The sequence below is a fragment of the Evtepia sp. genome, assembly GCF_056797215.1.
In genome coordinates, this window is sequence record NZ_JBQILM010000012.1 from 21,832 (window position 1) to 48,782 (window position 26,951).

Below are 26,951 nucleotides of genomic sequence, written 5' to 3' on the forward strand. Positions count from 1 at the left end.
GATTGGATTGAAATACGAGTTTAACCGCATTGAGCGCAAATGGCAGCAGCGCTGGGACCAGGAGAACTGCTACCACGCCGAGACCGGCGGGGACAAGCCCAAATATTACGCCCTGGTGGAGTTCCCCTACCCCTCCGGCCAGGGCCTCCACGTGGGCCACGCCCGGCCTTACACCGCCATGGACGTGGTGGCCCGGAAGCGGCGCATGGACGGCTATAATGTCCTCTTCCCCATGGGCTATGACGCCTTTGGCCTGCCCACAGAGAACTACGCCATCAAAAACCACATCCACCCCGCCCAGGTGACCAAGGACAACATTGCCAACTTCACCGCACAGCTGAAGCTGCTGGGCTACTCCTTCGACTGGGACCGGGTGGTGGACACCACCGACCCCCAATACTACCACTGGACCCAATGGATTTTCCTAAAACTCTTCCAGAAGGGCCTGGCCTATAAGGCCACCATGCCTGTGAACTGGTGTACCTCCTGCAAGTGTGTCCTGGCCAACGAGGAGGTGGTGGAGGGGGTCTGCGAGCGCTGCGGCTCCGCCGTCATCCGCAAGGAGAAGAGCCAGTGGATGCTGAAGATCACCGAGTATGCCCAGCGGCTGATTGACGACCTGGACGGCCTGGACTTCATTGAGCGGGTGAAGATCCAGCAGCGCAACTGGATCGGCCGTTCCACCGGCGCGGAGGTCACCTTCAGGGCCACCACCGGGGACGACATCGTGGTCTTCACCACCCGCCCCGATACCCTCTTCGGCGCCACTTATATGGTCCTCTCCCCGGAGCATGCCTATCTGCGCAAGTGGATGGATGCGGGCCTGTTGAAGAATGCCCAGGAGGTCACGGACTATCAAAAGGCCGCCGCCTCCAAATCTGACTTGGAGCGCACAGAGCTGAACAAGGAGAAGAGCGGCGTGTGCCTGGACGGCGTGAAGGGCATCAACCCCGTCAATGGCAAGGAGATTCCCATCTTCATCTCCGACTACGTCCTGGCCACCTACGGCACCGGGGCCATCATGGCCGTGCCTGCCCACGACGACCGGGACTGGGAGTTCGCCAAAAAATTCGGCTGCGAGATCATCGAGGTGGTCTCCGGGGGGGAGGACGTGCAGAAAGCCGCCTTCACCGCCAAGGACGAAACCGGGATTCTGGTCAACTCCGACTTCATCAACGGCCTCACCGTGAAGGACGCCATCCCCGCCATCACCAAGTGGTTGGAGGAAAAGGGCATCGGCGTGGCCAAGGTGAACTATAAGCTCCGGGACTGGGTGTTCTCCCGCCAGCGCTATTGGGGAGAACCCATCCCCCTGGTCCACTGTGAGAAGTGCGGCTGGGTGCCCCTGCCTGAGGACCAGCTCCCCCTGCTCCTGCCGGAGGTGGAGAGCTATGAGCCCACAGACACCGGGGAATCCCCCCTGGCCCCCATGACGGAGTGGGTGAACACCACCTGCCCCTGCTGCGGCGGCCCTGCCCAGCGGGAGACGGACACCATGCCCCAGTGGGCAGGCTCCTCCTGGTACTTCCTGCGCTATATGGACCCCCACAACCAGAAGGCCCTGGCCTCCAAGGAGGCCCTGGACTATTGGGGCCAAGTGGACTGGTACAACGGCGGCATGGAGCACACCACCCTGCACCTGCTCTACTCCCGCTTCTGGCATAAGTTCCTCTATGATATCGGTGTGGTGCCCTTCGCGGAGCCCTACCGCAAGCGCACCAGCCACGGTATGATCCTGGGCGAGGGCGGGGAGAAGATGTCCAAGTCCCGGGGCAATGTGGTCAACCCCAACGACGTGGTGGCCCAGTACGGCGCGGATACCATGCGCATGTATATCATGTTCATCGGGGACTTTGAAAAAGCCGCTGCCTGGTCCGACAACGCCGTGAAGGGCTGCAAGCGCTTCCTGGACCGCATTTGGAACCTGGTGCCCCAGGTGAAGCCCGGGGAGGCTTACAGCGCCGAGAACGAGGCCCTCCTCCACAAGACCATCAAGAAGGTGGGGGACGACATTGAGAACATGAAGTTCAACACCGCCATCGCCGCCCTCATGAGCCTGACCAACCAGTTCTATGACAAGGGCGTCAACCAAGGGGAGTTCCACACCATGCTCCAACTCCTCTCCCCCTTCGCCCCCCACCTGGCGGACGAGCTGTGGGAGCAGCAGGGCTTTGACGGCTTCGCCAGCACCTCCCCTTGGCCCAAATACGACCTGAGCAAGACCGTCTCCGCGGAGGTCACCATTGCGGTGCAGGTGGGCGGCAAGCTCAAGACCACCGTCACCGTGCCCGCCGGCAGCGACCAGGACGCGGTCCTGGACGTGGTGAAGGCGGACAGCAAAATCGCCAAGCTCATGGAGGGGAAGGCCCTGGTGAAGTGCATCCACGTGCCGGATAAGCTGGTGAATTTGATCCTGAAATAAGGGGACGAGAAGTTTCCTGGCCGAATGTCGATTTTTTCCCTTGACAAGGCCGCCAAAATTGCATATAATACCACTGTTAAAGCCATATATAACGATGGCCCTTTTGGTGCGTGGGATGACCCACCACTTCGGAGGGAGGGAAAAGGAAATGTCTGAAATCCATGTGCGGGAGAATGAATCTCTTGAGAGCGCTCTGAAACGGTTCAAGCGTAGCTGTGCCAAGTCCGGCGTTCTGGCGGAAGTGCGCAAAAGAGAGCACTACGAGAGCCCCAGCGTGAAGCGCCGCAAAAAGTCCGAGGCAGCGCGGAAGAACCGTAAAAAGTATTATTGATACCAAAAAGACCTGCCAGTGTTTCCTGGCAGGTCTTTTTTCCTCAGGCCCCCAGGGCCCCTTGGAGCTCCGGCAAGAACTCCGCCACGGCGGGATAGAGCAAAAAGCAGCGGGGGATGCCCGCCGCCTGGGCAAGCTCCAGCTTCTTGCCAAAGCTCACCGCGTCGTCGAAGAGCACGAAGTGTGCGCCGGTCTCCCGGCTCATGTAGGTAAAATAGTGGGCGCACAGGTCTTGGGAGAAAAAGACCCTGGGCTCCAACTGGGCCATGCGCTGGCGCAGCTCCTGCTGACTGAGAGGATGGCCCACCCCCTGCGGGGAGGGGAGGTAGAAATCCTCGCAGGAGCGGTGGAGGGAGAGTACCACACGGTCCTTGCCGTATTTCCCCACCACCTCCGCCAGCCGCCTTTGGAGGGACCCGCCGGAAAGGGCGGAGGAAAAGTAGAGGAAGGCCCGGTTGGAGAAGCCTGCATAGGCCTCCGGCAGGAAAAGCCCCCGCTTCTGCCCCTCCAAGGCCTGGTCCAGGGTGGAGATAAGCTTACACAGGTATGGGGTGGGCGGGCCTTCCAGGTCCAGCACCACCCCCCGGAAGTCCCGCTGGACGCACAGGCGGAGGATCTGCTGAAGCACCGGCTGGGGGCTCCCCGTCTCCGGTGCTGTGCCGCCCCCCACCAGCATCAGGCCCCCCCGGCACCCCGGCGGTAAGGAAGCGGCGGCGTGGAGCTGGCCGTCGGCCCCCAGCTGAAAGGCCATGTGGGCCAGAGGCAGGCCGCTGGCCTGGGCCTGGGTGAGCTGCTGGGGCGGTGTGAGTAGATAGGATATCATAGGTTGCAAACCCCCTTGTCCATGGTTCCTATGGGCTACTGTATGCGCAGGGCAGGGGAGATAGAAGGAGAGACTATGAATTTGACCCCAGACTTTTTGTTTGAGAGCATTTACGCCATCGACCCCACCCGCCTCCGGGCCAGGGGGGTCACCCTGTTGTTGGCAGACCTGGACAACACCTTGGCCCCCTATGGGGTCCAGACCCCGTCAGAGGAGGTGCGGGCCTGGAAGGAGCAGATGGAGGCGGCGGGGGTCACCCTGTTCATCCTCTCCAACAGCCGCAAGCCCGGCCGGGCAGCCCGCTTCGCCCAGGACCTGGGGGTGCCCTACGAGGGCCACGCGGGAAAGCCCAAGGGGGGCGGCTTCCGCCGGGCCATGGCGCGCTGCGCCGCACAACCTGCCCAGACGGCTATCGTGGGGGACCAGATTTTCACGGACATCTGGGGCGGCAACCGGGCTGGGGTGCTGACCTTGCTGGTGAAGCCCATCGAGTTCGGCACGGTGTTCCGGGCGCTGCGGTATGGCATCGAGACCCCCTTTCGCTGCCAGGGGGCGGATGGGGGAGCGCTGTAGAAAGGGTAAGCAGAATGATCAGGTATTCAAAACAAGCGAAAAAGTTTTTGGCGAAGCAGGAGAGCACTGTCCGCCGGCGGATTGAGACAGCAATCCAAGCACTTCCCGTTGGAGATGTGAAAAAGATGAAAGGACAGCCCTATTTCCGTCTGAGGGTAGGGGATTTCCGCATATTATTTGACCGGGATGGGGCGGTCATTCTGGTTGTGAAAATTGATAACCGAGGCCAAGTTTACAAATAAGGAGGACGCTATGAGCAACGTCAAAGAGCGCCTGCTAGGCGCTATCACCGTAATGAATGAAGAAGAGGCGATGCGTCTCTGGGAATTTGTGCTGGAGCTATCTGGGAACGGATGGGATGCTATTGAGGAAGTGGAGCCCGATGAGATTGATCTTCAACTGATTCGGGAGGCGCAGAGTGACCCGGATTGCCAGGTGTTTGACTGAGGAAAGCCCAGGAATTATATTTTCCATCTTGCATATCCTATCAAAGCTGTGCTATAATGGTTACAGCCTAGGAAATTGATTAGAACTATCATGCTCACGCAAAAAAAGGGATCCCGGAGAGTGGCAGCTCTCCGGGATCCCACTTTGTGCTTATCTGCCCTTGCGGCGCCGACCAAGCCACTTGTCCACGTAGTTGACCACCACGCTCGCTGCGATCGACACGAGGAAATTGATTAGAATCTCCATCACACTCACCTCCTCCCTGTTGCCAGTTTAGAGAAGGGCAGCACCGATATTATACCTGTTTTCGACAAAACCAGCAAGGGGAAGGCGGCAAAAAAGCCCGGCGGGAGGTTTTCCCCGCGCATTTGCAGAAAACCGTTGCAAAAGCCGGAAAGGTATTGTACAATAAAAGTGCAAACAAACCAATGTTATTTGGAGGATGAATACTATGATTTCTGCCGGCGAATTCCGCAATGGCGTCACCTTTGAGATGGACGGCCAGGTTATGCAGGTGGTGGAGTTCCAGCACGTCAAGCCCGGCAAGGGCGCTGCATTCGTGCGCACCAAGATGAAAAACGTCATCACCGGTGCCGTGACCGAGACCTCGTTCAACCCCACTGCCAAGTTTGAAAACGCGTATGTGGAAAAGAAGGACATGCAGTACAGCTACAACGATGGCGACCTGTACTACTTCATGGACCAGGAGACCTTCGACATGGTGCCCATCGCCACCGAGCTTTTGGGGGACAACTTCCGCTTCGTGAAGGAAGAGATGATGTGCAAGGTCAACAGCTACAAGGGCAAGATCTTTGCCATCGAGCCCCCCACCTTCGTGGAGCTGGAAATCACCGAGACCGACCCCGGTTTCAAGGGCGACACCGCCACCAACGTCACCAAGCCCGCTACCCTGGAAACAGGCGCGGAGATCAAGGTACCCCTGTTCATCAACCCCGGCGACAAGATCAAGATCGACACCCGCACCGGCGAATATCTTGAGCGCGCCAAGGGTTAATGGAAACACCCAAACGCAGAGAAGCGCAACCCACCGGTAAGAAAGGAGTCTATGATGACCATCTCTGAAAAAGTCGCATACCTGAAGGGCCTGGCAGACGGGCTGGACCTGGACCTGGAGAACTCCAAAGAGGGGAAGCTCCTGGTGAAGATCATTGATATCCTGGAGGATCTGGGCCTGGCCGTGGAGGACCTGGAAGTGGAGGTCCAAGCTGCCGGCGACGAGCTGGAAGCCCTGGCAGAGGACGTGGCCGACGTGGAGACGATGCTTTTCGATGAGCTGGACGAGGACGACGAGGATTTGTTTGACCTGGACGATTTCTTTGAAATCGAGTGTCCCAGCTGCGGGGAGGATATCATCATTGACGAGAGCGTCCTGGACGTGGGTGAAGTGGTCTGCCCCAACTGCGGCGACAGCTTTTCCCTGGATCTGGTGGTCGAGGACGAGGAGAAGGACGGGGACGAGGACTGACCCTTTTCCCTCCCGCGCAAATACGAACCATAGCCAGGCGGCGTCGAGGCAGAGTGCTCGGCGCCGCCGTTTTTTTGACACAATATAAACAGCGAACAGGAAGGGAAGGATAACCTATGGCATTGCAACTGGTAAAAGGCGACATCACGAAGCTAGAGGTGGACGCCATCGTCAACGCCGCCAACAGCTCCCTGCTGGGGGGCGGCGGGGTGGATGGCTGCATCCACCGGGCTGCGGGCCCGGCGCTGTTGGAGGAGTGCAGGACCCTGGGGGGCTGCGACACCGGCAGCGCCAAACTCACCGGGGCGGGGAAGCTGCCCTGTAAATACGTGATCCACGCGGTAGGCCCCCGGTGGAAGGACGGCAGCCATGGGGAGCGGGAAAAGCTGGCCTCCTGCTACCGGACTGCCCTGGAACTGGCCAAGGGGAAAAACTGTAAGAGCATTGCATTCCCCCTGATTTCCGCCGGGATTTATGGCTACCCCAAGGAGGAGGCCTTGGAGGTGGCCATGGAGACAATCCAGCAGTATTTGGGGGATATGGCAGCATATCTTGTTATCTTCGACCGGGATACGGAGAACATATGCCGGGGGATGGGGTTGGCGTTGCAGGAGATGTGAGGGTCAGAGCCCATGAAAAGAGGGGCCGTCTGGAATGGAGACGGCCCCTCTTTTTTTGTTTCTGATAGAAATTGCCCTGCCTGTAGTGCCTGAATTTCCTGAGCAGTACATAGGTACGCTCACCGCCGCTTCCGCAGCAGCAGGGTGACAAAGAACCACAGGGCCAGCAGCAGGGTGATGGAGGCCCCTGTGGATGCCCCTACGTAATAGGATAGCATCAACCCCGCCACCCCGCACACCAGTCCCCCCGCGACAGAGAGCAGGTGGTACTGGGGCAGGTTCCGGGCCACGTTCCGGGCTGCCGCTGCCGGGAGCACCAATAGGGCGTTGATGACCAACAGCCCCACCCAGCTCATGGAGATGGTGACCACCACGGCAATGGCCCCGGTGAAGAGGAAATTCCGCCACACCACCCGGATACCCCGGCTGTCCGCCAGGGCTTGGTGGACGGAGGAGAGCATCATTTGGTTGTAGGACCCCAGCCACAGCAGCACCAACAACAGCAGCAGCAGGGCTAGGATGCCAATCTCCTCCACCTGGACACTTAAAATGTCCCCGATGAGCAGGGTGTTGAACTTGGTAAAGCTCTGGCTGCCCAGGGTGCTGATGAAGATGCCCAGGGCCACAGCGGCGGAGGAAAAGACGCTGATGGCGGTGTCGCTGGCCATGCTGGTGTGCTGGCGCACCAGGGTGAACAGCAGGGCGATCACCAGGGAGAACACCACCGCCGCTCCCACCGGCTGGGTGAAGCCGCACAGGGCCCCAATGGCCATGCCGGTAAAGGCGGAGTGCCCCAGGGCGTCGGAGAAGAAGGCCATGCGGCTTTCCACCACCATGGTGGAGAGCAGGCCGAAGAGGGGCGTCACCACCAGGACGGCCAACAGGGCGTGCTTCATGAAAAACATGCTGTCCGGGGCCGCCCACTCAAAGGGCAGGAAGGACACCAGCCAGTACCAAACGCTCACAGGCCGTCGCCTCCTTCCTCCTCCAAATCCAGGTGGAACACCGCCTGGAACTCCGGGGAGCGGAGGACTTGGCTGGGGGTGCCCGTGGTGAGGATTTCCTGTTGAAGCAGGATCACCTTGTCGGCGTACAGCCGCAGGGTGGAAAAATCGTGGGTGGAGAAGAGGATGGAGAGGTCGTACTTCTGGCGGATCTCGTCCAGCATCTCCATGAGCAGGTGCTCCCCGCCCCGGTCCACCCCGGAGAGGGGTTCGTCCAGGATGAGGATGTGGGGGATGGGCTCTAGGGCCAAGGCCAGAAGCACCCGCTGCAACTCCCCCCCGGACAGGGCCCCGATGCGCTTGTGGAGCAGGGCTTCGGCGTGAACCCGGGTGAGGCAGTCTGTGACCTTTTCCCGCAGGGAGGCGGGGACCGGCAGGAACACCGGCCACCGGCTGATGGCGGCGGCGAAGAAGTCCAGCACACTCACGGGACAGCTGCGCTCAAAGCTGGGGCTCTGGGGCACGTAGCCGATTTTGGGACGGCTGGGGTAGCCTCCCGCCAGCTCAAAGCGGATGGAACCGCTGTAGGGGATCTGCCCCAAAATACTCCGGAACAGGGAGGACTTCCCCGCGCCGTTGGGGCCGATGAGGGCGGTGATCTCCCGGCAGTTGAGCTGGAAGCTCACATCCCGGAGGATGGGGGCCCCCTCCAAGGTGATCTCAAGGTTTTGCACCCGCAGCCGGCAGGTCCCTGGCCGGCCAGGGAGGGGAATGCGGCTGTGGGGTTGTTTGGCTATGCGCATGGATAGGCCTCCTGAATGGTGCTGACGTTGGCGGCGAGGACGGAGAGGTAGAGGTCCGTACCCGCTAGAGGGCTCTCCCGGCTGCTCATGAGTAGGTCCAGGGGGGCCACGGTTACCCCGGCCTCCCGCCCGATGAGCTGGGCGGTGGCGGTGGCCCCGTTGACCTCGGTGAAGATGGCGGGGAGGCGATGTGCCTCCAACAGGGCCAAAATCTCCTTCACCTCCAAGGCGGAGGCCTCGCTGCCGGCTTCCTCCTCGATGGCTTCCAGGATGTCCAGGTCAAAGGCCTCGGCAAAGTAGGCAAAGCCATCGTGGAAGGTGATGAGGGACCGGGGGGAGAGGGCGGCAAGCTGTGTCTTCAACTGCTCATAGCTCTCCATGATTTCCTCCTGGGCGGCCTGGGCGTTGGCGCTGAACTGCTTGGCGTGGACCGGGTCCAGCTCCCCCAGGGCCTGAGCCAGATTGTCCAGCATTTGGCAGGCCCGCCGGGGGTCCAGCCAGATGTGGGGGTCCGTTTCCTCCCCTTCTTCCTCCGCATGGCCGTGGTCGTGGTCGTGGTCATGGTCATGGGCGGAGCAGAGGAGGCGGATGCCTGCCGAGCAGTCGATTAGGGGCCGTCCGGCGGCTTCCAGGGCAGGGGCCATGGCGTCCTCTAGCCCCGCGCCGCTGAGCAGGATGGCATCCGCCCCCTCCAACACCTTCATGTCGGTGATGGAGAGGCTGTAGTCGTGCATGCAGCTGAGCTGCTGGTTCACCACCAGGGTGATGCGCAGGTCGGGGACATCCCCGGCTACCTGGCAGGCGAAGAGGTACACCGGGTAGGTGGTGGCCGCCAGGGTCAGTTCAGGGTCCTGGGTTCCCTGGGCGGGGGTGGCCGGGGCACAGGCGCTGAGCAGCAGGGCCAGGAGCAGGGGCAGGAGGCGTTTAGCGACCATAGGCCCGGTAGAGGAAGGTGACAATCTCCCCGCGGGTGCAGACCTTGTCAGGGGAGAAGGTGGTGGTGGAGGTGCCTGTGGCGATGCCATGGGCCGCTGCCCAGGCCACGGCCTGACCCAATTCAGAGGACGCGGCCACGTCGGCAAAGACAGAGCCAGAGGCGGCGGGGCTGCCTGCCAGCTTCCAGAGATAGGTCACCACGTTGGCACGGGTGCAGCCCGTGTCCCCACGGAAGGCGCTGCCCTCCACCAGGCCCTGCTGCGCCGCCCAGCGGGCGGGGTTGTAGAAATAATCCTGGGTGGTAACGTCAGAGAAGGGGTTCCCCCCAGTGGGCGCCGGGGAGCCCTGGGCCCGGTGGAGGAAGGTGATGATGTGGGCCATGGTGCAGGGGGTGGCGGGGCTGAAGGTCAGGTTGCCGGTGCCGTTGGTGACCCCCTTGGTGACGGCCCACTGCACCGGCTGGGCGAAGTAATCGCTGTCGGCCACGTCGGTGAAGCCGGCGGAGCCCATGTTGGGCCCCATCACCACATAGTATGCTTCGTTGTTATGATAGAAGACGACCAGGTTGTTGCGCTGGAAGGAGTCCTCGGCCTTGCCCTGGAAGAGGTAGGGCATGACAGCACCCATGTAGTAAGTGATGTAATGCCCATCGCCTACCATGCGTCCGGGCCCGCCGGGGACGCCGATACGGCCATCCTCCTGGATGCCCTTGGGGACGGTCACCCGGCTGCCGGGGCGCAGCTGCACCAGATTCACGGTGACGCTTTCGTAGGGCTCCAGAATGTCATCCGCGCCCAAGAAAGCGGACTGTACTGTTTTCCGCTCCACATGGGCCGCCTCAAAGGAGACGGCGTAGCGGTCCAGGACGGGGAGGGAAAGGCTTTGATAATACCCGGCGGCCAGGGCCGGGGTGGCCAGACCCAGGCTCAGGGTCAGGACCAAGAGGAGAGAGAGACAAAGCTTTTTCATAAAATAGGTATCCTTTCTATTTTTTCTTAGTCTAGCAGACTTCTCCTGGGATTGCAAGACAGCCAGCGGGCGAGGTTTCAGCTTCGGGCCCTGGTCTGGAGCTGGACCGCGAAAATATTCTGGGTGATTTTCTCCTGGTCCTCCTCGGTCAGCTCTAGGAACTGGCAGCCATAGTCAAAGCTGGTGCCGTCCTTTTCGATAATGCGCACCACCTGGCTGAATATGGCGGAGATGGGCCGGTCCTCCAGCAGCTTGACCTTTAAGAGGAACTTATCCCCCATGTGGTATTTGCATTCGGAACGGATGCTGGCCCCGCCTACGCTGATGTTCAGCAGCTTGCAGGGCTTTTCCCCTGCCTCCAAGCCGCTGAACATGGTGGCGGTGGCGTCGAGATTGGTGCTCAGGCGGAAGAAGGCCCGGTCGTTCCCGACCCTGCAAAGCACCAGCTCCTCCACCGCCCAAACATTGTGGGGCAGGGGGGAGATGGTGCCCTCCATATAGACGGCTTTGCGTTCATGGTCACTGTATCCCCGAATCCGCACCCGCAGGGGCTCGCTGTCCTGGGGGAGGATGGTCTCGGAATATAGGTGCAGCTGGGCCTTGTCCTCGTGGAGGCCCAACAATTTTGCCACAAATAGGAGCTGCCCCTCAAAGGTGGTGACCTCCACCCGCATACCGGAATAGGCTTCCAGTTCCTCCCCAGCGCTGGCGCTCTCCTGGGGCTGGGGCTCCTTTGCCTTTTTGCCAAATAAATTGAAGAATCCCATGGTATCCCTCCTGTTTCAAAGACTGCTCCCCGCAATCAAAGGGAGGCGCCTTTCTCCCACAACTGCTTCATGCGCTCGTCTGCCCAGACCACCTGGTTCCGGCCGTGCTTTTTTGCGTCATAGAGCATGGTGTCCGCCACCTTCAAATAAAAATCATAGTCGCTGCCCACCTGGGGGATGACGGTGACCCCGCCGACGCTGATGGTGACCCACTGGGACACGGAGGGGTCGTGGGGGATGTGGAGGTCCTCCACTGCCTGGCGGATTGTTTTCATGTGCTGGAATATCTTTTCCGAGGGGGCGCCCATGATGAGGCCCACGAATTCCTCCCCGCCATAACGGGCCAGGAAATCAGTGCTGCGCTGCAACTGGGCGGCCGCGGTTTTGGCCACGGCGGCGATGACCTTGTCCCCGGCTGGGTGGCCGAAGGTGTCATTGTATACCTTGAAGCGGTCGATATCGAACATGCAGATGGAAAAGGGGACTTGCAGCCGGACGGCATCCTGCCACTTTGCCACGCAGTATTGCTCATACTTGCGCCGGTTGGCGATGCCGGTCAACTGGTCGGTCATGGACTGCGCTTCTACCTGCCTGCGGTAGTTGTACAGCTTGATGTGTGTGTTGACCCTGGCCTTGACAATCAGGGCGTGGAAGGGCTTGGTGATATAGTCCACAGCGCCCAGAACCAGCCCCCGCTGCTCGTTTTCCACATCGGCGAGGCTGGTGATCAAGATGACCGGGACGTTTTGGGTGATGATTTCCTCCTGTAGTTTTTTCAGCAGGGTAAAGCCATCCATCTCTGGCATCACCACATCCAGCAGGATCAGGGAATAGGCTTCACTGCTGGCCCGGTGCAGGCCCTCTCCCGCTGTTTGCGCGATGGTCACATCATACTCATCGTCCAAAATGTTTTTCAGTTGGGTTGCCTGGACGACACTGTCGTCCACGATCAGTATTTTTTCCATGAAGACATGCTCCTTCTCAAAGTGTGCGAAAATGTTTGATGATAGGGCTTGGAGAAAAGAATGGGCCCTAAAAATAAATGTTTATTTACTGGATGGTATACCACATACCACCTTATAGCAGAGCGTTTCCCCCTTTGGATTTCTTGGGCCGCTTTGGCTTCAGGTAGCCGTTGAGCCCGGTGAGCAGCAATTGGAAAATGGCATCCTCTGTCTCCTGGTCGTTGGGGAGGACGCCCTCCACCACGTATTTGGCATACATCACCGTGGAGGTGAGGACATGGAGCCACAGCAGGTCCTGGTTGATCTGGTTTAGCTTGGGGAACACCTTCTTGAACATATGGACCATGCCGATGAAGGTGTCAAAATAGGCCACGTCCCGGCCCTTGTCGTATTTTGGGAAAAAGCTGCTGTCCCGGAAGCGGTGGTAGAAAACGGTCTCATCTGGATGGGAGGTCCAAAAGCGGAAATAGGGCAGCCAAAGGCTCTTAATGGCCCCCAGGGGGTCGGTGAGCATGGTCAGGGGGTTGAAGCGTAACTGTTCAAAGATGGCTGCCGCCTGCTTGTCCACATAGGTGAAGCATTCCACGATCAGCTGGTCCTTGCCCTCGAAGTAGCGGTACAGCGCCCCAGGGGAGATGCCCGCCAGGTCACTGACGTGCTGGACCCGCATGCCTTCCAGGCCATACTGCCGCACGGCTTTCATCGTGGCGGAAATGATCCGGGTCTTGGTGTCATCCACGTAGCGATCCCTTCTTTCCAAGTGGAAGTTCTGCCACCTCGCGGCAGAGTAAGATTATACACGAATCTATTCTCCTTGACAAGACCTTTGGGGAGTAAAAATGGGCAAAAGAGGAACCAGCGCTTTGTCTGACCACATTGGTTGCTTTCTCGTTCTTATTTATGGTATACTATGAATATCACCAAGGAGGGAGATAGCTCCTATGCGTGTATCTGTCACTGATCTGCGGAGCATCTGCAAACGTGGCGCCATTCGTTGGACGGCACACGTATTGAAACGGCTCATGCTTCGCAACATAACACAGGATGAAGTGCTCTAGGCCATAGGGACAGGAGAGATCATCGAACAGTATCCAGAGGATTACCCCTTTCCAAGTTGTCTGCTGCTGGGGATGACCATTGCGGGAAGGTATCTTCATGTGGTTTGCGGACGGGGAGAACAGGAACTATGGATGATAACGGCCTATGCGCCTGATCCCGATGAATGGGAAAGCGATTGGAAAACAAGAAAGAAGGGAACGCCATGAAATGTTTCTTTTGCAAAGGGCAGACCAAGGAAGAGAGGACCAAGTTTATTGTTGACCTGGGCACCTGTGTGGTGATCGTGAAAAATGTACCTGCTCTGGTGTGCCAACAATGTGGGGAGGCGTCCTTCAGTGACGAGGTGGCCAAGCAGCTAGAGCGGATTGTCCACGCTGTGCGCAACAGTATTATAACAGAGGTTGCAATCGTAGAATACGCGCAGGGTGCTGCATGATAGAGGGGCACTGTTCCGGTGAACTGGGGCAGTGCCCCTTGTTTTTCCCCCAAAGGCCGGGAAAAGCGGGGGGTTCCGGCGGTTTTTTCCCAAAATCTTTTCAGAAACCCCTATGCAAACGGCACAATTTATATTAAAATAAAGGGAACCATCTCCGCACGGTGCCCAGTAGGCACTGGGTCCGGCGGTAGAGAGAAACGGGAACTGCGCCTTGGGCGCAGGGAGGTATGGTCATGGAACAAGCAAAGTATCAGCGTGTTCTGCTGAAAATCAGCGGCGAAGCCTTGGCAGGCCAAGCCGGGCGGGGCCTGGATTTCGACTTTATCCGCCAAGTGTGCCAGGCGATCCGCTCCTGTGTGGAGCTGGGGGTCCAGCTGGGCTTGGTGGTCGGCGGCGGCAACATCTGGCGGGGCGTGAAGGACGGCGGCGGGAAAATGGAACGCAGCCGCGCCGACCAGATGGGGATGCTGGCTACCGTCCTCAACAGCCTGGCCGTCCAGGAGGTGCTGGAACAGCAGGGCCAGGGGGCCCAGGTGCTCACCTCCTTCCCCATGGGCCCGGTGGCCCAGCCCTACTCCTACGCCACAGCGGACCGCTACTTAAAGGAGGGGCAGGTGGTGATCTTCGCCGGCGGCACCGGCAACCCCTACTTCTCCACCGACACCGCCGCTGTGCTCCGGGCCGCGGAGATCCATGCGGATATGATCCTGCTGGCCAAGAACATCGACGGGGTCTACAGCGCTGACCCCAAGAAGGACCCCGCGGCGGTGAAATACGACCGCATCAGCTATGACCAGGTGCTGGCGGGGCATTTGCAGGTGATGGACCTGCCTGCCACGTCCCTGGCTTTGGAAAACCACATCCCAGTTATGATCTTTGCCCTGGCCGACCCGGAGAACATCCGCCGGGTGGTGCTGGGGGAACAGATCGGAACCATTGTTGAGGAGGAACCATCATGAATGAGATCTATCAGGAATACGACGCAAAGATGCAAAAGACCATCGACTCCGTGAAAAGCGATTTCGCCAGTGTCCGGGCCGGCCGCGCCAACGCCGGTGTCCTGGACAAAATCACCGTGGAGTATTACGGCACCGCCACCCCCTTGCAGCAGGTGGCCTCCATCTCCACCCCGGACCCCCGTACCCTGGTGATCCAGCCCTGGGACGCCACCCTGCTCAAGGCCATCGAAAAGGCCCTGCTGATTTCAGAACTGGGCATCAACCCCCAGAACGACGGCAAGGTGATCCGCCTGGCCTTTCCCCAGCTCACCGAGGAGCGCCGGAAAGAGCTCACCAAGCAGGTGAAGAAGTACGGCGAGACCGGCAAGGTGGCCGTGCGCAACATCCGCCGGGACGCCATGGAAAAGCTCAAGAAGATGAAGAAGGATTCCGAGATCACCGAGGACGACCAGGAAGAGCTGGAAGACGACATCCAAAAGCTCACCGACAAGCGCATCAAGGAACTGGATGAGCTCACAGCCCAGAAAGAGGCTGAGCTGATGGCCGTCTGAGCTCCCGATGGCACTCTTTCATAAAAAGAAAGCGGCCCCGGCGCCTGCGGCGGAAACAGCCCTGGACCTGGACCGTCTGCCCCGGCACATCGGCATCATCATGGACGGCAACGGCCGCTGGGCCCAACAGCGTGGCCTGCCCCGGACTGCCGGCCATGCCGCCGGGGCGGAGACCTTCCGCACCATCGCCTACCGCTGCCGGGACCTGGGCATCCCCTACCTGACGGTGTATGCCTTCTCCACGGAGAACTGGAAACGCCCCATGGAGGAGGTCTCCGCCATTATGGGCCTTTTGCGGAAATATTTGTTGGAGGCCCTGGAAAAAATGGAACGGGACGGGTTCCGCATCCATTTCTTCGGGGACCTGACCCCGCTGCCCCCGGAGCTGCGGACCCTGTGTTTGGAGACCCAAGCCGCCGGACAGGCGGTGGCAGGGGCCAAATACCAGATCAACGTCTGCCTCAACTACGGCGGGCGGGATGAAATCCTCCGGGCCATCCGGGCCTGGGGGCAGGACTGCCAGGCAGGCCGCCAGGACCCGGAGGGGCTCAGCGAAGAGCTCTTCTCCCGCTACCTGGATTCCCGGGGCCTGCCGGACCCGGACCTGGTCATCCGCCCCAGCGGGGAGCTGCGGCTGTCCAACTTCCTGCCCTGGCAGTCGGCATACGCCGAACTTTACTTCACCGACGTCCTCTGGCCGGACTTCACCCCTGAAGTCCTGGACCAGGCCCTGCTGGCCTACCAAGGCCGCAAACGCCGGTTCGGGGGGATCTGAGCCAACGCCTGCCGTTGCATAGGCCCCTGCCCCCATGAGCTGGACCGATCCGCTTCCTTTTGGTCCTGCTCCATTTGGGTGTGTTTGCCCCTTCTTTGGGCAACAAATGCGCCCTGGACACGTGAAAGGAGCGGATAACAAATGAGAAATCGGATCATCGTGGCCTGTGCCGGGGTGCCGGCCATCCTCCTGGTGCTCTACCTGCTGCCGGAACCCTTTACACCGGCCATGATCGCGGTCCTCTCCGCCATCGGCACCTATGAGGCCATGGGGGCTATGGGGATGAACCACCCCCGCTTGGCCCTGTACACTGCCGCCTTGGCCATGGCCATCCCCTTTTGGGTTTACTTTGGCGAGAAGCGGATTCTTGGGCTGCTGGTGCTCTTGGCCTACCTGGTGCTCATCTTCCTAGAGGCCTTTGCCAGCAGCTTCCGGGTGAAAGTGGAAAAGGTGGGGGCGGCGTTCTTCTTCGCCCTGTTCATCGCCTATTGCCTGTCCTCTGTGGTGCGGGTGGGGAACCTGTACCTGCGGGACTACTATATCGCCCTGCCCATCTTCCTGCCCTTCATCGTGGACGCTGCGGCCATGATTACCGGGATGCACTTGGGGCGGCGCAGCATCACCCCCAACCTCTCCCCCCACAAGACCTTAGAGGGCTGCATTGGCGGTCTGGTGTTCGGCATCGCCGCCTGCCTGCTCTATGGCCTGGGGGTCCACCTGGTGACGGGGGCCACGGCCAACTATTATTTCCTCGCCGTGTACGGCCTGCTGGGGGGCATCATGACCCAGATCGGGGACCTGGCGTTCTCCTATATCAAGCGCACCCGGAAGATCAAGGACTTCAGCGGCCTGCTCCCCGGCCACGGTGGCGTGTTGGACCGCTTTGACAGCGTAATCTTCTGCGCACCCCTGGTGGAGCTGCTGATCCACTATTTCCCGGCCTTCCGGCTGGGTTAAAGGAGGGCTGGACATGCACAGTATTTCCATCCTGGGGTCCACCGGCTCCATCGGGACGCAGACCTTGGAGGTGGCGGCAGCCTGCGGTATCCCCGTAGCGGCCCTCACCGCCCGGAGCAACGTGGACCTGTTGGAAGCCCAGGCCCGGCAATTTCATCCCAAGCTGGTAGCGGCGGCGGACTTCACCGCCGCCGCCTCTTTGGCGCAACGCCTCTCGGACACGGACATCCAGGTCCTGGCCGGGGAGGCGGGGCTCTTGGCGGCGGCGGCCCTGCCCCAGGCGGACACGGTAGTGGCGGCCCTGGTGGGCATCGCCGGGTTGGACCCCACCCTGGCGGCCATCGACGCCGGGAAGCGCATTGCCCTGGCCAACAAGGAGACCCTGGTGTGCGCCGGGCCCCTGGTGATGGCCCGGGCCAAGGAGAAGGGGGCGGAGATCCTGCCGGTGGACTCGGAGCACTCCGCCATTTTCCAATGCCTGCAAGGCAGCCTGCGGGGAGAGCTGCAACGCATCCTCCTCACTGCCTCCGGGGGCCCCTTCTTCGGCTGGACCCGGGAGCAGCTGCGGGAAGTCACCCCGGCACACGCCCTCAAACATCCCAACTGGTCCATGGGGGCGAAAGTGACCATCGACTCCGCCACCCTGATGAACAAGGGCTTGGAGCTGCTGGAGGCCATGTCCCTGTTCCAGGTCCCGGCAGAAAAAATCAAGATTTTGGTCCACCGGGAGAGCATAGTTCACTCCGCGGTGGAATACTGTGATGGAAGCGTCCTGGCCCAGATGGGGGAGGCGGATATGCGCCTGCCCATCCAATACGCCCTGACCTACCCCAACCGGGTCCCCGGCCCCGCCCGGCGGCTGGACCTGCTGGGCTGCGGCCCCCTGCACTTTGCCCCGCCGGACTTGGAGACCTTCCGCTGCCTGGCCCTGGCCATCGCCGCTGCCAAGGAGGGGGGCACCGCCCCCGCCATCCTCAACGGGGCCAACGAGGTGGCCGTGGCAGGCTTTTTGGAGGGGAAGCTGGGCTTTTTGGACATCCCCCGGGTGGTGGAGGCGGCCCTGGACCAGGTGGCGCGGGAACCGCTGTCCTTGGAGGCTGTCCACCGGGCGGACCACCTGGCGCGGGAGGCCGCCCAGGCAGCGCTGGACGTGTAAAAGCGCAACATGCAAAGGGGTGAAGGATTTGTTGTATATTATTGTGGGGATCCTCCTGTTTGGCGTGCTGGTGGCAGTCCATGAGGGGGGCCACTTCCTCTCCGCCAAGCTCCTGGGGGTGCGGGTGAACGAGTTTGCCATCGGCATGGGCCCCCTGCTGTTTTCCCGGAAGTGGGGGGAGACCCAATACTCTCTGCGCCTGCTGCCCATCGGCGGCTTCTGCGCCATGGAGGGGGAGGACGAGGGCAGCGACGACCCCGCCGCATTTTCCAACAAGGCCCCCTGGCGTAAGCTCATCATCCTGGCGGCGGGGTCTTTGGCCAACCTGCTGGCGGGTTTTCTCATTGTGGCCCTGATGTTTGCCCACGTGGGGAGCTTTGTGGTGCCGGTGGTGCGGGATTTCGCGGAAGGCTTCCCCTGCGCCGGGGCGTCGGGCCTGCTGCCGGGGGACCGGATTCTGTCCATCAACGGCCAAAAGGTCTGGGTCTATGCCGACGTGAACGCCTATCTGGCAGCGGCCAAGGACAAGGAGACCATGGACCTGGTGGTGGAGCGCGACGGGGAGCGGTTGGAGCGGAAGGGCCTGCCCATTACCCTGCGGGACTACCAGGTGGACGGCAAGACCGTCCAGCGCTACGGCATCAACTTCACCGTCCAGGAGGCCAGCTTCCCTGCTGTGATGAAGCAGAGCTTCGACACCTGCTGTTATTTTGCCAAGGCCGTGTGGTCGGGGCTGGGCATGCTGGTCAGCGGAAAGGTGGGCTTGCAGGATATGTCCGGCCCTGTGGGTATCGTCAGCTACCTGGGGGAGGCGGGGAGCCAGGGGGGCAGTGTGTCCGCCGGGCTCCAAAACGTGTTCTATATCATCGCCCTCATCGCGGTGAACCTGGCCATCATGAACATGCTGCCCATCCCGGCCCTGGACGGGGGACGGATTTTCCTGCTGCTGGTGAGCGAGGCGGTGTTCCTCATCACCCGGCGGCGGCTGGACGGGAAGTACGAGGCCTATCTCCACGGCCTGGGCTTTGCTCTGCTGATGATTTTCATGCTGGCGGTGACCTTCAGCGATGTGTTTAAGCTGTTCCAATGAGCTGCGGGCAGCACAAATAAAGCGTTCGTCCACCTTTTTCAAAAGGTGGCAGGGAGTCCAGGAGGGCTGGCCCCCCTGGGCAGGTTTGGGCGGCAGCCCAAGCAAATTGTTGTCCAACCACAAGGAGCACAACCATGACAAAACAAATCCACGTAGGCGGCCTCCCCATTGGTGGGGGGGCCCCCGTTTCCATTCAATCCATGACCAACACCCCCACCGCCGATGTGGAGGCCACCGTGGCCCAAATCCGCCGCTTGGCCGCCGCCGGCTGTGAGATCGTCCGGGTGGCCGTGCCGGACCAGGCCACCGCCCGGGCCATTGCAGAGATCAAGGCCCAGATCGGCCTGCCCCTGGTGGCGGATATCCACTTTGACTACCGCTTGGCCCTCACCTGCATCGACGCCGGGGTGGACAAGGTGCGCATCAACCCCGGCAACATCGGGGGGGAGGAGAACGTCCGGGCGGTGGCCCAGGCGGCGGCCCGGAAGGGCATCCCCATCCGCATTGGGGTCAACGGCGGCTCTTTGGAAAAGCCCCTTTTGGCCAAGCACGGCGGCGTTACCCCGGAAGCCCTGGTGGAATCCGCCTTCGGCCACATCGCCCTGTTGGAGCGCTGGGATTTCCACGACATCTGCGTGTCCCTGAAATCCTCCTCCGTCCCTGTGACCATGGCCGCCTACCGGCTGATGCATGAGCGCTCGGACTACCCCCTCCACCTGGGGGTCACTGAGGGAGGCACCGTGCGTATGGGCACCATCAAGGCCGCCGCCCTGGCGGGGCTGCTGCCCCAGGGGGTGGGGGACACCATCCGGGTGAGCCTCACCGCCGACCCAGTGGAGGAGGTCTATGTGGCCCGGGATATCTTGAAAGCCCTGGGGGTGCGCCAGGACGGGCCAGAGCTGATTGCCTGCCCCACCTGCGGCCGGACGAAAATCGACCTGATCCCCTTAGCCCAAGCAGTGGAGGCACGGCTAAAGGACGTGAAGAAGAACCTTACCGTGGCGGTGATGGGCTGCCCGGTAAATGGCCCCGGAGAGGCCGCCGCCGCCGATGTGGGCATTGCCGGGGGCAACGGCTTCGGCCTGCTGTTCCGCCAGGGGGAAGTGGTGAAGAAAGTCCCCCAGGAGGCTTTGGTGGAGGAGCTGATGGCCATGATCGAGGCCCTTTGACGCTACATATTGATTGTGATTTCACCCTGGAAAGGAACCGAGACTATGCCAGAGAAAGAATTGCCGTTTCTGACTGTGTTTGCCCGCTACCGCCCCGCCCCGGAGCTTTTGCCCGCTCTGGAAGGGTGGCTTGTGGCCTCGGCGGTGGTGGAGAGCAGCACCCGCGTCATGGACGCGAAGCTGCGCTGCCCGGAGCCTCCGCCGGAGTCCCTGCTTCAGGCGGTGGGGGAGGCGGTGCGGGCGGCCTATGGCCTGAACGGGTTGCGGCTCACCCCCCTGTTCCCCGGCCCGGTGGAAGAAGCGCCCCCCATTGAGGAGACCGCCCCGCCGCCGGAACAGGAAGCGCTGCCCCCGGTGGAAGAAGTTCCCGTCCAGGAGGAAGTGCCCCAGGAGACAGAGGAAGAACGCCTGTTCCGCCAGACCAGGGAGATGCGCCAAAAGGCCATGAAGCAGGCCTTGGAGCACCATGAGAAGGAGGCGGGCTTCCGGGTCAAGCGCATCTATGGTCCCCGGCAGATCAAAAAAGCCCCCATCCCCATGAACACCCTAGAGCTGAACATGGGCACCGTCACCGTGGAGGGGGACGTATTCGCTGTGGAGCACAAGGAGCTCAGCAAGCGCAACGCCTGGGTCATCAGCTTTGATATCACCGACTACACCAGCTCCATCCGGGTGAACAAGTTCATGCCTGGGGACGAGGGCGCCCCCATCGTCCAGGGGGTGAAGAAGGGGATGCGCCTGCGGATTGCCGGCCGTCTGAATCTGAACCGCTTCGACAATGACATGGTCCTGGAACCCCTGATTATCGAGACGGCGGAGAAGCCGGTGAAAACCGACGACGCTCCGGAGAAGCGGGTGGAGCTCCACCTCCACACCCGCATGTCCCTGATGGATGCCCTGACAGACACCGCTGACGTGGTGAAACGGGCCATCGCCTGGGGCCATCCGGCCATTGCCATCACCGACCACGGGGTGGCCCAGTCCTTCCCCGACGCCTGGAACGCCGCCAAGGGGAAAACCAAGGTGCTCTTGGGCACCGAGGCCTATTACATCAACGACGTGGACGAGCGCCTTACCATCCGGGGGAGCCAGGAGCAGGACTTGGACGCCCCCATCGTCTGCTTTGACTTGGAAACCACCGGCCTTTCCCGCCAGGAGGACCGGATCACCGAGATCGGCGCGGCGGTGTGGGAGAAGGGGGAGATCACCGAGCGCTTCCAGACCTTCGTGGACCCCCAGCGCCCCCTGCCCCCCAACATCGTCCAGCTCACAGGGATCACCGAGGATATGTTGATAGGGGCCCCCAGCCAGGAGGAGGCCATCCGGGCCTTTTTGGACTTCGTAGGGGACCGGCCCCTGGCTGCCCACAATGCAGAGTTTGACATCGGCTTTATCCGGGAGGGCTGCCAGCGCTACGGCATCCCCTTTGAACCCACCTATTTGGACACCCTCCCCCTGGCCCAGAACCTGTTGCCAGAGCTGGGGAAATATAAATTGGATATCATCTCCCGGCACCTGAACCTGCCGGACTTCAACCACCACCGGGCCAGCGACGACGCGGCCATGGTGGGCTATATGCTCACCCCCTTCTTCCAAATGCTCCGGGACCGGGGGGTGCGCAGCCTCCAACAGATCAACGAGGACTTGTCCCGGACTGCCACCATAGGCAAGGCCAAGCGGATGCCCCGGCACTTGATTGTCCTGGCCAAGAACCAGACGGGATTGCGCAACCTCTATAAGCTCATCTCCCTGGCCCATTTGGATTATTTCAAGCGCTTCCCCATCATGCCCAAGCGGGAGATCAACGCCAACCGGGAGGGCCTCATTCTGGGCTCCGCCTGCGAGGCGGGGGAGCTGTACCAGGCCATCATCCGGGGGAAGGATTGGCAGGAGCTGTGCCGCATCGCCTCCTGGTATGACTTCTTGGAGATACAGCCCTTGAGCAACAACGGCTTTATGCTCCGCCCGGACAAGAACGGCAAGACCATCGCCCGGGACAGGAACCAGCTCAAGGATTGGAACCGCACCGTGGTCCGCCTGGGGGAGGCCTTGGGGAAGCCCGTGTGCGCCACCGGGGATGTCCACTTCCTGGACCCAGAGGACGAAATCTACCGCCACGTGCTCCTGGACACCAAGGGCTTCGACGATGCCGACTCCCCCAACCCCCTGTACTTCCGCACCACCCAGGAGATGTTGGACGAATTCGCCTACCTGGGGAAGGAAAAGGCCTATGAGGTGGTGGTCACCAACACCAATTTGGTGGCCTCCTGGTGCGACGAGGTGAAACCCCTCCCCGACGGCCTCTTTGCCCCCAAGCTGAAGGACTCTGACAAGGAGCTCTACAACCTGGTGTGGGACAAGGCCCACGAGCTCTACGGGGAGGACCCGCCCCAGATCGTCAAGGACCGCATCCAGCTAGAGCTGCCGGGCATCATTGAGCGGAAATACGACGTGATCTATATGTCCGCCCAGAAGCTGGTGCAAAACTCCTTGGAGCATGGCTACCTGGTGGGCTCCCGGGGCTCTGTGGGCTCCTCCATCGTGGCTTTCCTCTCGGGCATCACCGAGGTGAACTCCCTGCCCCCCCACTACCGCTGCCCCAAGTGCAAGCACTCCGACTTTGCCGCCGGGGAGGGCCACGGCTGCGGGGCGGACATGCCCGACGGGGTCTGCCCCGTATGCGGTACGCCCTACGTGAAGGACGGCTTCAACATCCCCTTCGAGACCTTTTTGGGCTACGGCGGCAAGAAGGTCCCGGACATCGACCTGAACTTTTCTGGGGAGTACCAGGCCAACGCCCACCGCTACACCTTTGAGCTCTTTGGGGAGAGCCACGTGTTCCGGGCGGGGACCATCGGCACCGTGGCGGAAAAGACCGCCTACGGCTATGTGAAAAAATACCTGGACGCCCGGGGCCTCCAGGTGACCAAGGCGGAGGAGACACGCCTGGCCTTGGGCTGCACCGGCGTGCGCCGCACCACTGGCCAGCACCCCGGGGGCATGGTGGTCATCCCCCAAGACCGGGAGATTTATGATTTCTGCCCCGTCCAGCATCCCGCCGACGACACCGGCACGGACATCATCACCACCCACTTCGACTACCATAAGATGGAGGACAATCTCCTGAAGCTGGACATGCTGGGGCACGACGACCCCACCATGATCCGGATGATGGAGGACCTCACCCAGGTCAATGCCCAGGAGATCCCCTTGGACGACCCGGAGACCATGCAGATTTTCACCGACTCCACCCCCCTGGGCTACCAGAACGACCCGGTGCTGGGCCCCACTGGGGCGGTGGCGGTGCCGGAGTTCAACACCCGCTTCACCCGGCAAATGCTCATGGACACACAGCCCACCAAGTTCAACACCCTGGTGCGGCTGTCGGGCTTCTCCCACGGCACCGACGTGTGGTTGGGCAATGCCCGGGACCTGATCCTCTCCCAGACTGCCACGGTAGACTCCACCGTGGGCTGCCGGGATGACATCATGCTCTACCTCATGGAGATGGGGGTGGAGCCCAAACTTGCCTTTGACATCATGGAGGCAGTGCGGAAGGGGAAGGTGAAGAAGGGGGGCTTCCAGCCTGGCTGGGAGGAGGCTATGCGGGAGAACAACGTCCCTGACTGGTACATTGGCTCCCTGGCCAAGATCGGCTACCTCTTCCCCAAGGCCCACGCGGTGGCCTACGTGATGATGGCCTTCCGCATCGCCTGGTTTAAGGTTCACCGGCCCCTGGCCTTCTACGCCGCCTATTTCTCCATCCGGGCCAAGGCCCTGGACGCCACCTGCATGTGCATGGGCATGGAGGTCTGCCAGCAGAAGATGAAGCAGATCGCCGCCAAGGAGAAGGAGGCCGCCGCCGTGGAAGAGGATATGATGGTCACCTTGGAGGTGTGCTATGAGTTCTACCTCCGGGGCTTTACCTTTGAGCACATCGACCTCTACCGCTCCCACGCCACCAAGTTCCTGCTGGACGAGGAAAAGCAGAGCCTCCTGCCCCCCTTCACCGCCATCCCGGGCTTAGGGGAGTCGGCGGCCCTGTCCATCGTGGAGAACCGGGAGGGGCGGCAGTTCATCTCCCAGGAGGAGCTGCTCTCCGCCTGCCCCAAGGTCTCCAAGGCCCACGTGGACCAGCTCCGGGCGGCGGGGGCCCTGGGCTCTATGCCGGAGACCAGCCAGATATCCCTTTTCTAAAACGCAACAATAAAAGCGTCCGGCGGGCCGAATGTTTTCGACCCGCCGGGCGCTTTTTATGAGAGGATTAGAGTGTAAGCAAACTCATGCCTTGCCAGTGGTTTGCCGGCTCACGTCCTCGAACTCCGCCACGATTTCCGAAGCAGGGGGCGGGGTGAGGAGGGAGACCACCAGGATTACCAGGCAGCTCACCAGGAAGGCGGGGAGCAGCTCGTAAATGGCCCACACACCGCCCATGGGGGCGATGGCGAACTTCCAGAGAAAGACCATCACGCCACCGGCCAGGACACCGGCAATGGCCCCCTGCTTGGTGGTGCGCTTCCAGAACAGGGAGAAGAGCATCAAGGGCCCGAAGGAGGCGCCAAAGCCTGCCCAGGCAAAGGAGACGATGCGGAACACCGAGCTGTCTGGATTCCAGGCCAGGAAGATGCCCACAATGGCGATGCCAATGACCGTCCCCCGGGCCGCCAGCATAGAGGACTTGGGGCTGAGCTTGATGCCAAAGAAGTCCTGCAACAGGTCCTGGGACACGCCGGAGGCGGCGGTAAGGAGCTGGGAGTCGGCAGTGGACATGGTGGAGGCCAGGATGCCCGCCAGGGCCACACCGGCGATGATGGCCAGGAAGGGCCCGTACTGGCTCAGCAGGTTGGACAGCTGGATGACGATGGTCTCCGACTCGGCGCTGGAACCCAGCATGGGGACCTTTCCGGCCATGGAGACGCTATAGCCGATGATGCCAATGAGGATGGCGATGAACATGGAGATGACCACCCACACTGTGGCGATGCGCCGGGAGATTTTCAGCTTGTCCCCATCCTCAATGGCCATGAAGCGCAGGAGGATGTGGGGCATCCCGAAATAGCCCAGGCCCCAGGCCAGGGTGGAGACGATGGACAGGGCCCCGTAGCTCCCGGCTTGCCCTGTGGCGGCGTCGTAGCCCTGGGTGAGGTTCAGGTAGCCGGGGAGCTCGCTGGCGTTGGCGGCTACGATGTCCCAGCCCCCGGCCTGGTCGATGCCGAAGAACACAATGAACACCAGGGCGAAGGTCATGACGATGCTCTGGATCAGGTCCGTGGTGGACACTGCCAAGAAGCCACCCAGAACGGTGTAGGCAATGACGATGGCGGCCCCCACGATCATGGCCACGTGGTAGTCCACGCCGAAGAGGCTGTTGAAGAGGGTACCGATGGCCTTGAAGCCCGACGCGGTGTAGGGCACGAAGAAGATCAGGATGATGGCGGCGGCGATGCAGGAGAGGACGTGCCGCTGGTCCCGGTAGCGCCGGGAGAAGAAGTCGGGGATGGTAATGGCCCCCATGTGGGCGGAGTAGTTGCGCAGGCGCTTGGCCACGATGAGCCAGTTGAGATAAGTGCCCACGGCCAGGCCAATCACGGTCCAGCCAACCTCTGCCACACCGGCGATATAGGCCAGGCCCGGCAGGCCCATGAGCAGATAGCTGCTCATATCCGAGGCCTCCGCGCTCATGGCGGTGACGACAGGGCCCAGCTTCCGGCCCCCTAAGTAAAATTCGTGGGAGGACGAGCTGCCGCCCTTGCGGCTGAAATACACGCCCACCAGGACCATTGCCACCAGATAGATCAGGATGGTGGCAATGATACAGATCTGTGCTGTGGTCATTGGGGTTCCTCCTATGGATCGAATCAAAAGATGTCGATATCATACCATGAATGGGAATAGAACGCAACACAGAACGCGGTACAGACCATAGTCTATACCGCGTTTCCTAAACTGTAGATGAACCTCTTGTATCTCAAGCGTTTCCCTCTGTACGCAGACTAGACGGAAACGCGGGGGAAAAATCGCAGAGGAACACGGGCATCACCTGTACGGCGTAGTCGCGCAGGGAGTATTCCCCAGAGCACAGGCACCAGTCATACAGCAGCGCCCGTTCACAGAGGGTGTAGCGCTTCACCAGGTCGCTGACGCTGCGGTGCTTGGCAATCTCCCCCCGCTCCTGGCCCTGGGCGATGATCCGCCGGAGCAGACGGTAATAGGTACGCTTGTGGTTGAGCAGGTGCTTTTCCCCAGAGGTCACCAGTTGGGTGGAGAGGAGACGGGCCAGCAGGTCCAGGGAGACGCTGTTCTCAATGAGGCGGAAGAGCTCGCTGTTGAGGAAGAGGAGCTGTTCCAGGGCGGGCATGTTGGGGTCCATAGTCTCTTGGAGGGACTCATATTTTTCGTCAAAGAGATCACTGAGGGTGCCCAGGAGGGCGTCCTTGCCGCCGAAGTAGTGGTAGAAGGAGCCCTTGGAGGTCTCGGAGCTCTCCACAATCTCGTCTACGGTGGTGTTCTCATAGCCCTGCTCGTAAAAGAGCTGCCAGGCGGCGGCCACGATGCGGCCCCGGGTGTTGCGGGAGGACTTCTTCGCCATGGGGGGCCTCCTTTCAGGCAAAATAGGCTTCGATCTCCGCCCGGCTGGCGGTGACGCTGCCCTGGATCATACCCGGCTGTCCGCCCCCCTTGCCCCCCAGGGCCTGGTGGATGGCCTTGGCCTG

At 61.3% G+C, this 26,951-nt stretch carries 26 protein-coding genes and 2 pseudogenes; 18 read left to right on the plus strand and 10 right to left on the minus strand.

Annotation, left to right across the window (positions count from 1 at the left end; translation table 11 throughout):
* The first annotated feature begins 7 nt into the window (after positions 1-7).
* Both leuS and rpsU read left to right on the plus strand, forming a co-directional pair.
* Positions 8-2,422 (plus strand): leucine--tRNA ligase, encoded by a 2,415-nt coding sequence (gene leuS, locus ACTOZL_RS04140; protein ID WP_482476847.1) that lies wholly within the window; start codon positions 8-10, stop codon positions 2,420-2,422.
* 148 nt (positions 2,423-2,570) lie between these two features.
* A complete protein-coding gene (rpsU, locus tag ACTOZL_RS04145) occupies positions 2,571-2,753 on the plus strand; it encodes a 30S ribosomal protein S21 (protein WP_330002852.1) in 183 nt (60 codons plus the stop codon).
* A gap of 43 nt (positions 2,754-2,796) precedes the next feature.
* Here the strand turns inward: rpsU and ACTOZL_RS04150 are convergent, their stop codons facing one another.
* The gene (locus ACTOZL_RS04150) at positions 2,797-3,576 is read right to left on the minus strand and encodes a hypothetical protein (RefSeq protein WP_482476823.1); all 780 of its coding nucleotides are present in this window, start codon (positions 3,574-3,576) and stop codon (positions 2,797-2,799) included.
* A gap of 75 nt (positions 3,577-3,651) precedes the next feature.
* On the opposite strand from ACTOZL_RS04150, the gene ACTOZL_RS04155 reads away from it, so the two are divergent.
* From ACTOZL_RS04155 to ACTOZL_RS04180, 6 genes and pseudogenes are all read left to right on the plus strand, one after another.
* Positions 3,652-4,149, plus strand: coding sequence for a YqeG family HAD IIIA-type phosphatase (locus tag ACTOZL_RS04155; protein WP_482476824.1), 498 nt, complete (start codon positions 3,652-3,654; stop codon positions 4,147-4,149).
* Positions 4,150-4,163: 14 nt separating this feature from the next.
* Positions 4,164-4,391, plus strand: coding sequence for a type II toxin-antitoxin system RelE family toxin (locus ACTOZL_RS04160; RefSeq protein WP_482476825.1), 228 nt, complete (start codon positions 4,164-4,166; stop codon positions 4,389-4,391).
* A gap of 10 nt (positions 4,392-4,401) precedes the next feature.
* Entirely contained in the window at positions 4,402-4,596 is a 195-nt protein-coding gene (locus ACTOZL_RS04165; RefSeq protein WP_482476826.1) for a hypothetical protein, read from the plus strand.
* A 451-nt stretch (positions 4,597-5,047) separates the two neighbouring features.
* Positions 5,048-5,611, plus strand: coding sequence for an elongation factor P (efp, locus tag ACTOZL_RS04170; protein WP_482476827.1), 564 nt, complete (start codon positions 5,048-5,050; stop codon positions 5,609-5,611).
* Positions 5,612-5,662: 51 nt separating this feature from the next.
* A complete protein-coding gene (locus tag ACTOZL_RS04175) occupies positions 5,663-6,082 on the plus strand; it encodes a CD1247 N-terminal domain-containing protein (protein ID WP_482476828.1) in 420 nt (139 codons plus the stop codon).
* Between the two features lie 116 nt (positions 6,083-6,198).
* Positions 6,199-6,666, plus strand: a pseudogene (locus ACTOZL_RS04180) (O-acetyl-ADP-ribose deacetylase); the annotation flags it as partial.
* A gap of 155 nt (positions 6,667-6,821) precedes the next feature.
* Here the strand turns inward: ACTOZL_RS04180 and ACTOZL_RS04185 are convergent.
* From ACTOZL_RS04185 to ACTOZL_RS04215, 7 genes are all read right to left on the minus strand, one after another.
* Entirely contained in the window at positions 6,822-7,667 is an 846-nt protein-coding gene (locus ACTOZL_RS04185; protein WP_482476829.1) for a metal ABC transporter permease, read from the minus strand.
* Entirely contained in the window at positions 7,664-8,449 is a 786-nt protein-coding gene (locus tag ACTOZL_RS04190; RefSeq protein ID WP_482476830.1) for a metal ABC transporter ATP-binding protein, read from the minus strand. The genes ACTOZL_RS04185 and ACTOZL_RS04190 overlap by 4 nt, the downstream gene beginning before the upstream one ends.
* Positions 8,440-9,384, minus strand: coding sequence for a metal ABC transporter substrate-binding protein (locus ACTOZL_RS04195; protein WP_482476831.1), 945 nt, complete (start codon positions 9,382-9,384; stop codon positions 8,440-8,442). The genes ACTOZL_RS04190 and ACTOZL_RS04195 overlap by 10 nt, the downstream gene beginning before the upstream one ends.
* Positions 9,374-10,354 carry an S-layer homology domain-containing protein gene (locus ACTOZL_RS04200; protein WP_482476832.1) on the minus strand — a complete coding sequence of 327 codons (981 nt, stop codon included), beginning with the start codon at positions 10,352-10,354 and terminating at the stop codon, positions 9,374-9,376. The genes ACTOZL_RS04195 and ACTOZL_RS04200 overlap by 11 nt, the downstream gene beginning before the upstream one ends.
* Before the next feature lie 77 nt (positions 10,355-10,431).
* Positions 10,432-11,121, minus strand: a complete 690-nt coding sequence (locus ACTOZL_RS04205) for a PilZ domain-containing protein (protein ID WP_482476833.1) — start codon at positions 11,119-11,121, stop codon at positions 10,432-10,434.
* A 35-nt stretch (positions 11,122-11,156) separates the two neighbouring features.
* The gene (locus tag ACTOZL_RS04210; RefSeq protein ID WP_482476834.1) at positions 11,157-12,086 is read right to left on the minus strand and encodes a diguanylate cyclase; all 930 of its coding nucleotides are present in this window, start codon (positions 12,084-12,086) and stop codon (positions 11,157-11,159) included.
* A 112-nt stretch (positions 12,087-12,198) separates the two neighbouring features.
* Complete coding sequence (locus tag ACTOZL_RS04215) at positions 12,199-12,825, minus strand: TetR/AcrR family transcriptional regulator (protein ID WP_482476835.1); 627 nt, start codon at positions 12,823-12,825, stop codon at positions 12,199-12,201.
* Positions 12,826-13,147: 322 nt separating this feature from the next.
* On the opposite strand from ACTOZL_RS04215, the gene ACTOZL_RS04220 reads away from it, so the two are divergent.
* The 10 genes and pseudogenes from ACTOZL_RS04220 (at position 13,148) to ACTOZL_RS04265 (ending at position 24,435) form a co-directional block, all read left to right on the plus strand.
* Positions 13,148-13,351, plus strand: coding sequence for a DUF4258 domain-containing protein (locus ACTOZL_RS04220; protein WP_482476848.1), 204 nt, complete (start codon positions 13,148-13,150; stop codon positions 13,349-13,351).
* Entirely contained in the window at positions 13,348-13,581 is a 234-nt protein-coding gene (locus ACTOZL_RS04225; protein ID WP_482476836.1) for a type II toxin-antitoxin system MqsA family antitoxin, read from the plus strand. The genes ACTOZL_RS04220 and ACTOZL_RS04225 overlap by 4 nt, the downstream gene beginning before the upstream one ends.
* 233 nt (positions 13,582-13,814) lie before the next feature.
* Positions 13,815-14,540, plus strand: a complete 726-nt coding sequence (gene pyrH, locus ACTOZL_RS04230) for a UMP kinase (protein WP_482476837.1) — start codon at positions 13,815-13,817, stop codon at positions 14,538-14,540.
* Positions 14,537-15,091 carry a ribosome recycling factor gene (gene frr, locus ACTOZL_RS04235; protein ID WP_482476838.1) on the plus strand — a complete coding sequence of 185 codons (555 nt, stop codon included), beginning with the start codon at positions 14,537-14,539 and terminating at the stop codon, positions 15,089-15,091. Before pyrH ends, frr begins: the two co-directional genes overlap by 4 nt.
* Positions 15,092-15,098: 7 nt before the next feature.
* Positions 15,099-15,866, plus strand: a complete 768-nt coding sequence (gene uppS, locus ACTOZL_RS04240; RefSeq protein WP_482476839.1) for a polyprenyl diphosphate synthase — start codon at positions 15,099-15,101, stop codon at positions 15,864-15,866.
* Positions 15,867-16,007: 141 nt separating this feature from the next.
* Entirely contained in the window at positions 16,008-16,823 is an 816-nt protein-coding gene (locus ACTOZL_RS04245) for a phosphatidate cytidylyltransferase (RefSeq protein ID WP_482476840.1), read from the plus strand.
* A 13-nt stretch (positions 16,824-16,836) separates the two neighbouring features.
* On the plus strand, positions 16,837-17,979 hold the full coding sequence (locus ACTOZL_RS04250) for a 1-deoxy-D-xylulose-5-phosphate reductoisomerase (RefSeq protein WP_482476841.1): 1,143 nt from the start codon (positions 16,837-16,839) through the stop codon (positions 17,977-17,979).
* Between the two features lie 19 nt (positions 17,980-17,998).
* Complete coding sequence (locus ACTOZL_RS04255; RefSeq protein ID WP_482476842.1) at positions 17,999-19,069, plus strand: M50 family metallopeptidase; 1,071 nt, start codon at positions 17,999-18,001, stop codon at positions 19,067-19,069.
* A 131-nt stretch (positions 19,070-19,200) separates the two neighbouring features.
* Positions 19,201-20,238 (plus strand): annotated as a pseudogene (ispG, locus tag ACTOZL_RS04260) (flavodoxin-dependent (E)-4-hydroxy-3-methylbut-2-enyl-diphosphate synthase); the annotation flags it as partial.
* A 45-nt stretch (positions 20,239-20,283) separates the two neighbouring features.
* Complete coding sequence (locus ACTOZL_RS04265; RefSeq protein ID WP_482476843.1) at positions 20,284-24,435, plus strand: PolC-type DNA polymerase III; 4,152 nt, start codon at positions 20,284-20,286, stop codon at positions 24,433-24,435.
* Between the two features lie 84 nt (positions 24,436-24,519).
* Here the strand turns inward: ACTOZL_RS04265 and ACTOZL_RS04270 are convergent, their stop codons facing one another.
* A complete protein-coding gene (locus tag ACTOZL_RS04270; RefSeq protein WP_482476844.1) occupies positions 24,520-26,073 on the minus strand; it encodes a sodium/proline symporter in 1,554 nt (517 codons plus the stop codon).
* Positions 26,074-26,206: 133 nt separating this feature from the next.
* Positions 26,207-26,827 (minus strand): TetR/AcrR family transcriptional regulator, encoded by a 621-nt coding sequence (locus ACTOZL_RS04275; RefSeq protein ID WP_482476845.1) that lies wholly within the window; start codon positions 26,825-26,827, stop codon positions 26,207-26,209.
* Positions 26,828-26,951: the final 124 nt, after the last annotated feature.

What these genes read in the sequence shown, in the direction of transcription:
- rpsU (WP_330002852.1), top strand. Translation starts at nt 2,571, where the DNA reads ATGTCTGAAATCCATGTGCGGGAGAATGAATCTCTTGAGAGCGCTCTG.
- ACTOZL_RS04150 (WP_482476823.1), bottom strand. Translation starts at nt 3,576, where the DNA reads ATGATATCCTATCTACTCACACCGCCCCAGCAGCTCACCCAGGCCCAG.
- ACTOZL_RS04155 (WP_482476824.1), top strand. Translation starts at nt 3,652, where the DNA reads ATGAATTTGACCCCAGACTTTTTGTTTGAGAGCATTTACGCCATCGAC.
- ACTOZL_RS04160 (WP_482476825.1), top strand. Translation starts at nt 4,164, where the DNA reads ATGATCAGGTATTCAAAACAAGCGAAAAAGTTTTTGGCGAAGCAGGAG.
- ACTOZL_RS04165 (WP_482476826.1), top strand. Translation starts at nt 4,402, where the DNA reads ATGAGCAACGTCAAAGAGCGCCTGCTAGGCGCTATCACCGTAATGAAT.
- efp (WP_482476827.1), top strand. Translation starts at nt 5,048, where the DNA reads ATGATTTCTGCCGGCGAATTCCGCAATGGCGTCACCTTTGAGATGGAC.
- ACTOZL_RS04175 (WP_482476828.1), top strand. Translation starts at nt 5,663, where the DNA reads ATGATGACCATCTCTGAAAAAGTCGCATACCTGAAGGGCCTGGCAGAC.
- ACTOZL_RS04190 (WP_482476830.1), bottom strand. Translation starts at nt 8,449, where the DNA reads ATGCGCATAGCCAAACAACCCCACAGCCGCATTCCCCTCCCTGGCCGG.
- ACTOZL_RS04195 (WP_482476831.1), bottom strand. Translation starts at nt 9,384, where the DNA reads ATGGTCGCTAAACGCCTCCTGCCCCTGCTCCTGGCCCTGCTGCTCAGC.
- ACTOZL_RS04200 (WP_482476832.1), bottom strand. Translation starts at nt 10,354, where the DNA reads ATGAAAAAGCTTTGTCTCTCTCTCCTCTTGGTCCTGACCCTGAGCCTG.
- ACTOZL_RS04205 (WP_482476833.1), bottom strand. Translation starts at nt 11,121, where the DNA reads ATGGGATTCTTCAATTTATTTGGCAAAAAGGCAAAGGAGCCCCAGCCC.
- ACTOZL_RS04210 (WP_482476834.1), bottom strand. Translation starts at nt 12,086, where the DNA reads ATGGAAAAAATACTGATCGTGGACGACAGTGTCGTCCAGGCAACCCAA.
- ACTOZL_RS04225 (WP_482476836.1), top strand. Translation starts at nt 13,348, where the DNA reads ATGAAATGTTTCTTTTGCAAAGGGCAGACCAAGGAAGAGAGGACCAAG.
- pyrH (WP_482476837.1), top strand. Translation starts at nt 13,815, where the DNA reads ATGGAACAAGCAAAGTATCAGCGTGTTCTGCTGAAAATCAGCGGCGAA.
- frr (WP_482476838.1), top strand. Translation starts at nt 14,537, where the DNA reads ATGAATGAGATCTATCAGGAATACGACGCAAAGATGCAAAAGACCATC.
- uppS (WP_482476839.1), top strand. Translation starts at nt 15,099, where the DNA reads ATGGCACTCTTTCATAAAAAGAAAGCGGCCCCGGCGCCTGCGGCGGAA.
- ACTOZL_RS04245 (WP_482476840.1), top strand. Translation starts at nt 16,008, where the DNA reads ATGAGAAATCGGATCATCGTGGCCTGTGCCGGGGTGCCGGCCATCCTC.
- ACTOZL_RS04250 (WP_482476841.1), top strand. Translation starts at nt 16,837, where the DNA reads ATGCACAGTATTTCCATCCTGGGGTCCACCGGCTCCATCGGGACGCAG.
- ACTOZL_RS04265 (WP_482476843.1), top strand. Translation starts at nt 20,284, where the DNA reads ATGCCAGAGAAAGAATTGCCGTTTCTGACTGTGTTTGCCCGCTACCGC.
- ACTOZL_RS04270 (WP_482476844.1), bottom strand. Translation starts at nt 26,073, where the DNA reads ATGACCACAGCACAGATCTGTATCATTGCCACCATCCTGATCTATCTG.
- ACTOZL_RS04275 (WP_482476845.1), bottom strand. Translation starts at nt 26,827, where the DNA reads ATGGCGAAGAAGTCCTCCCGCAACACCCGGGGCCGCATCGTGGCCGCC.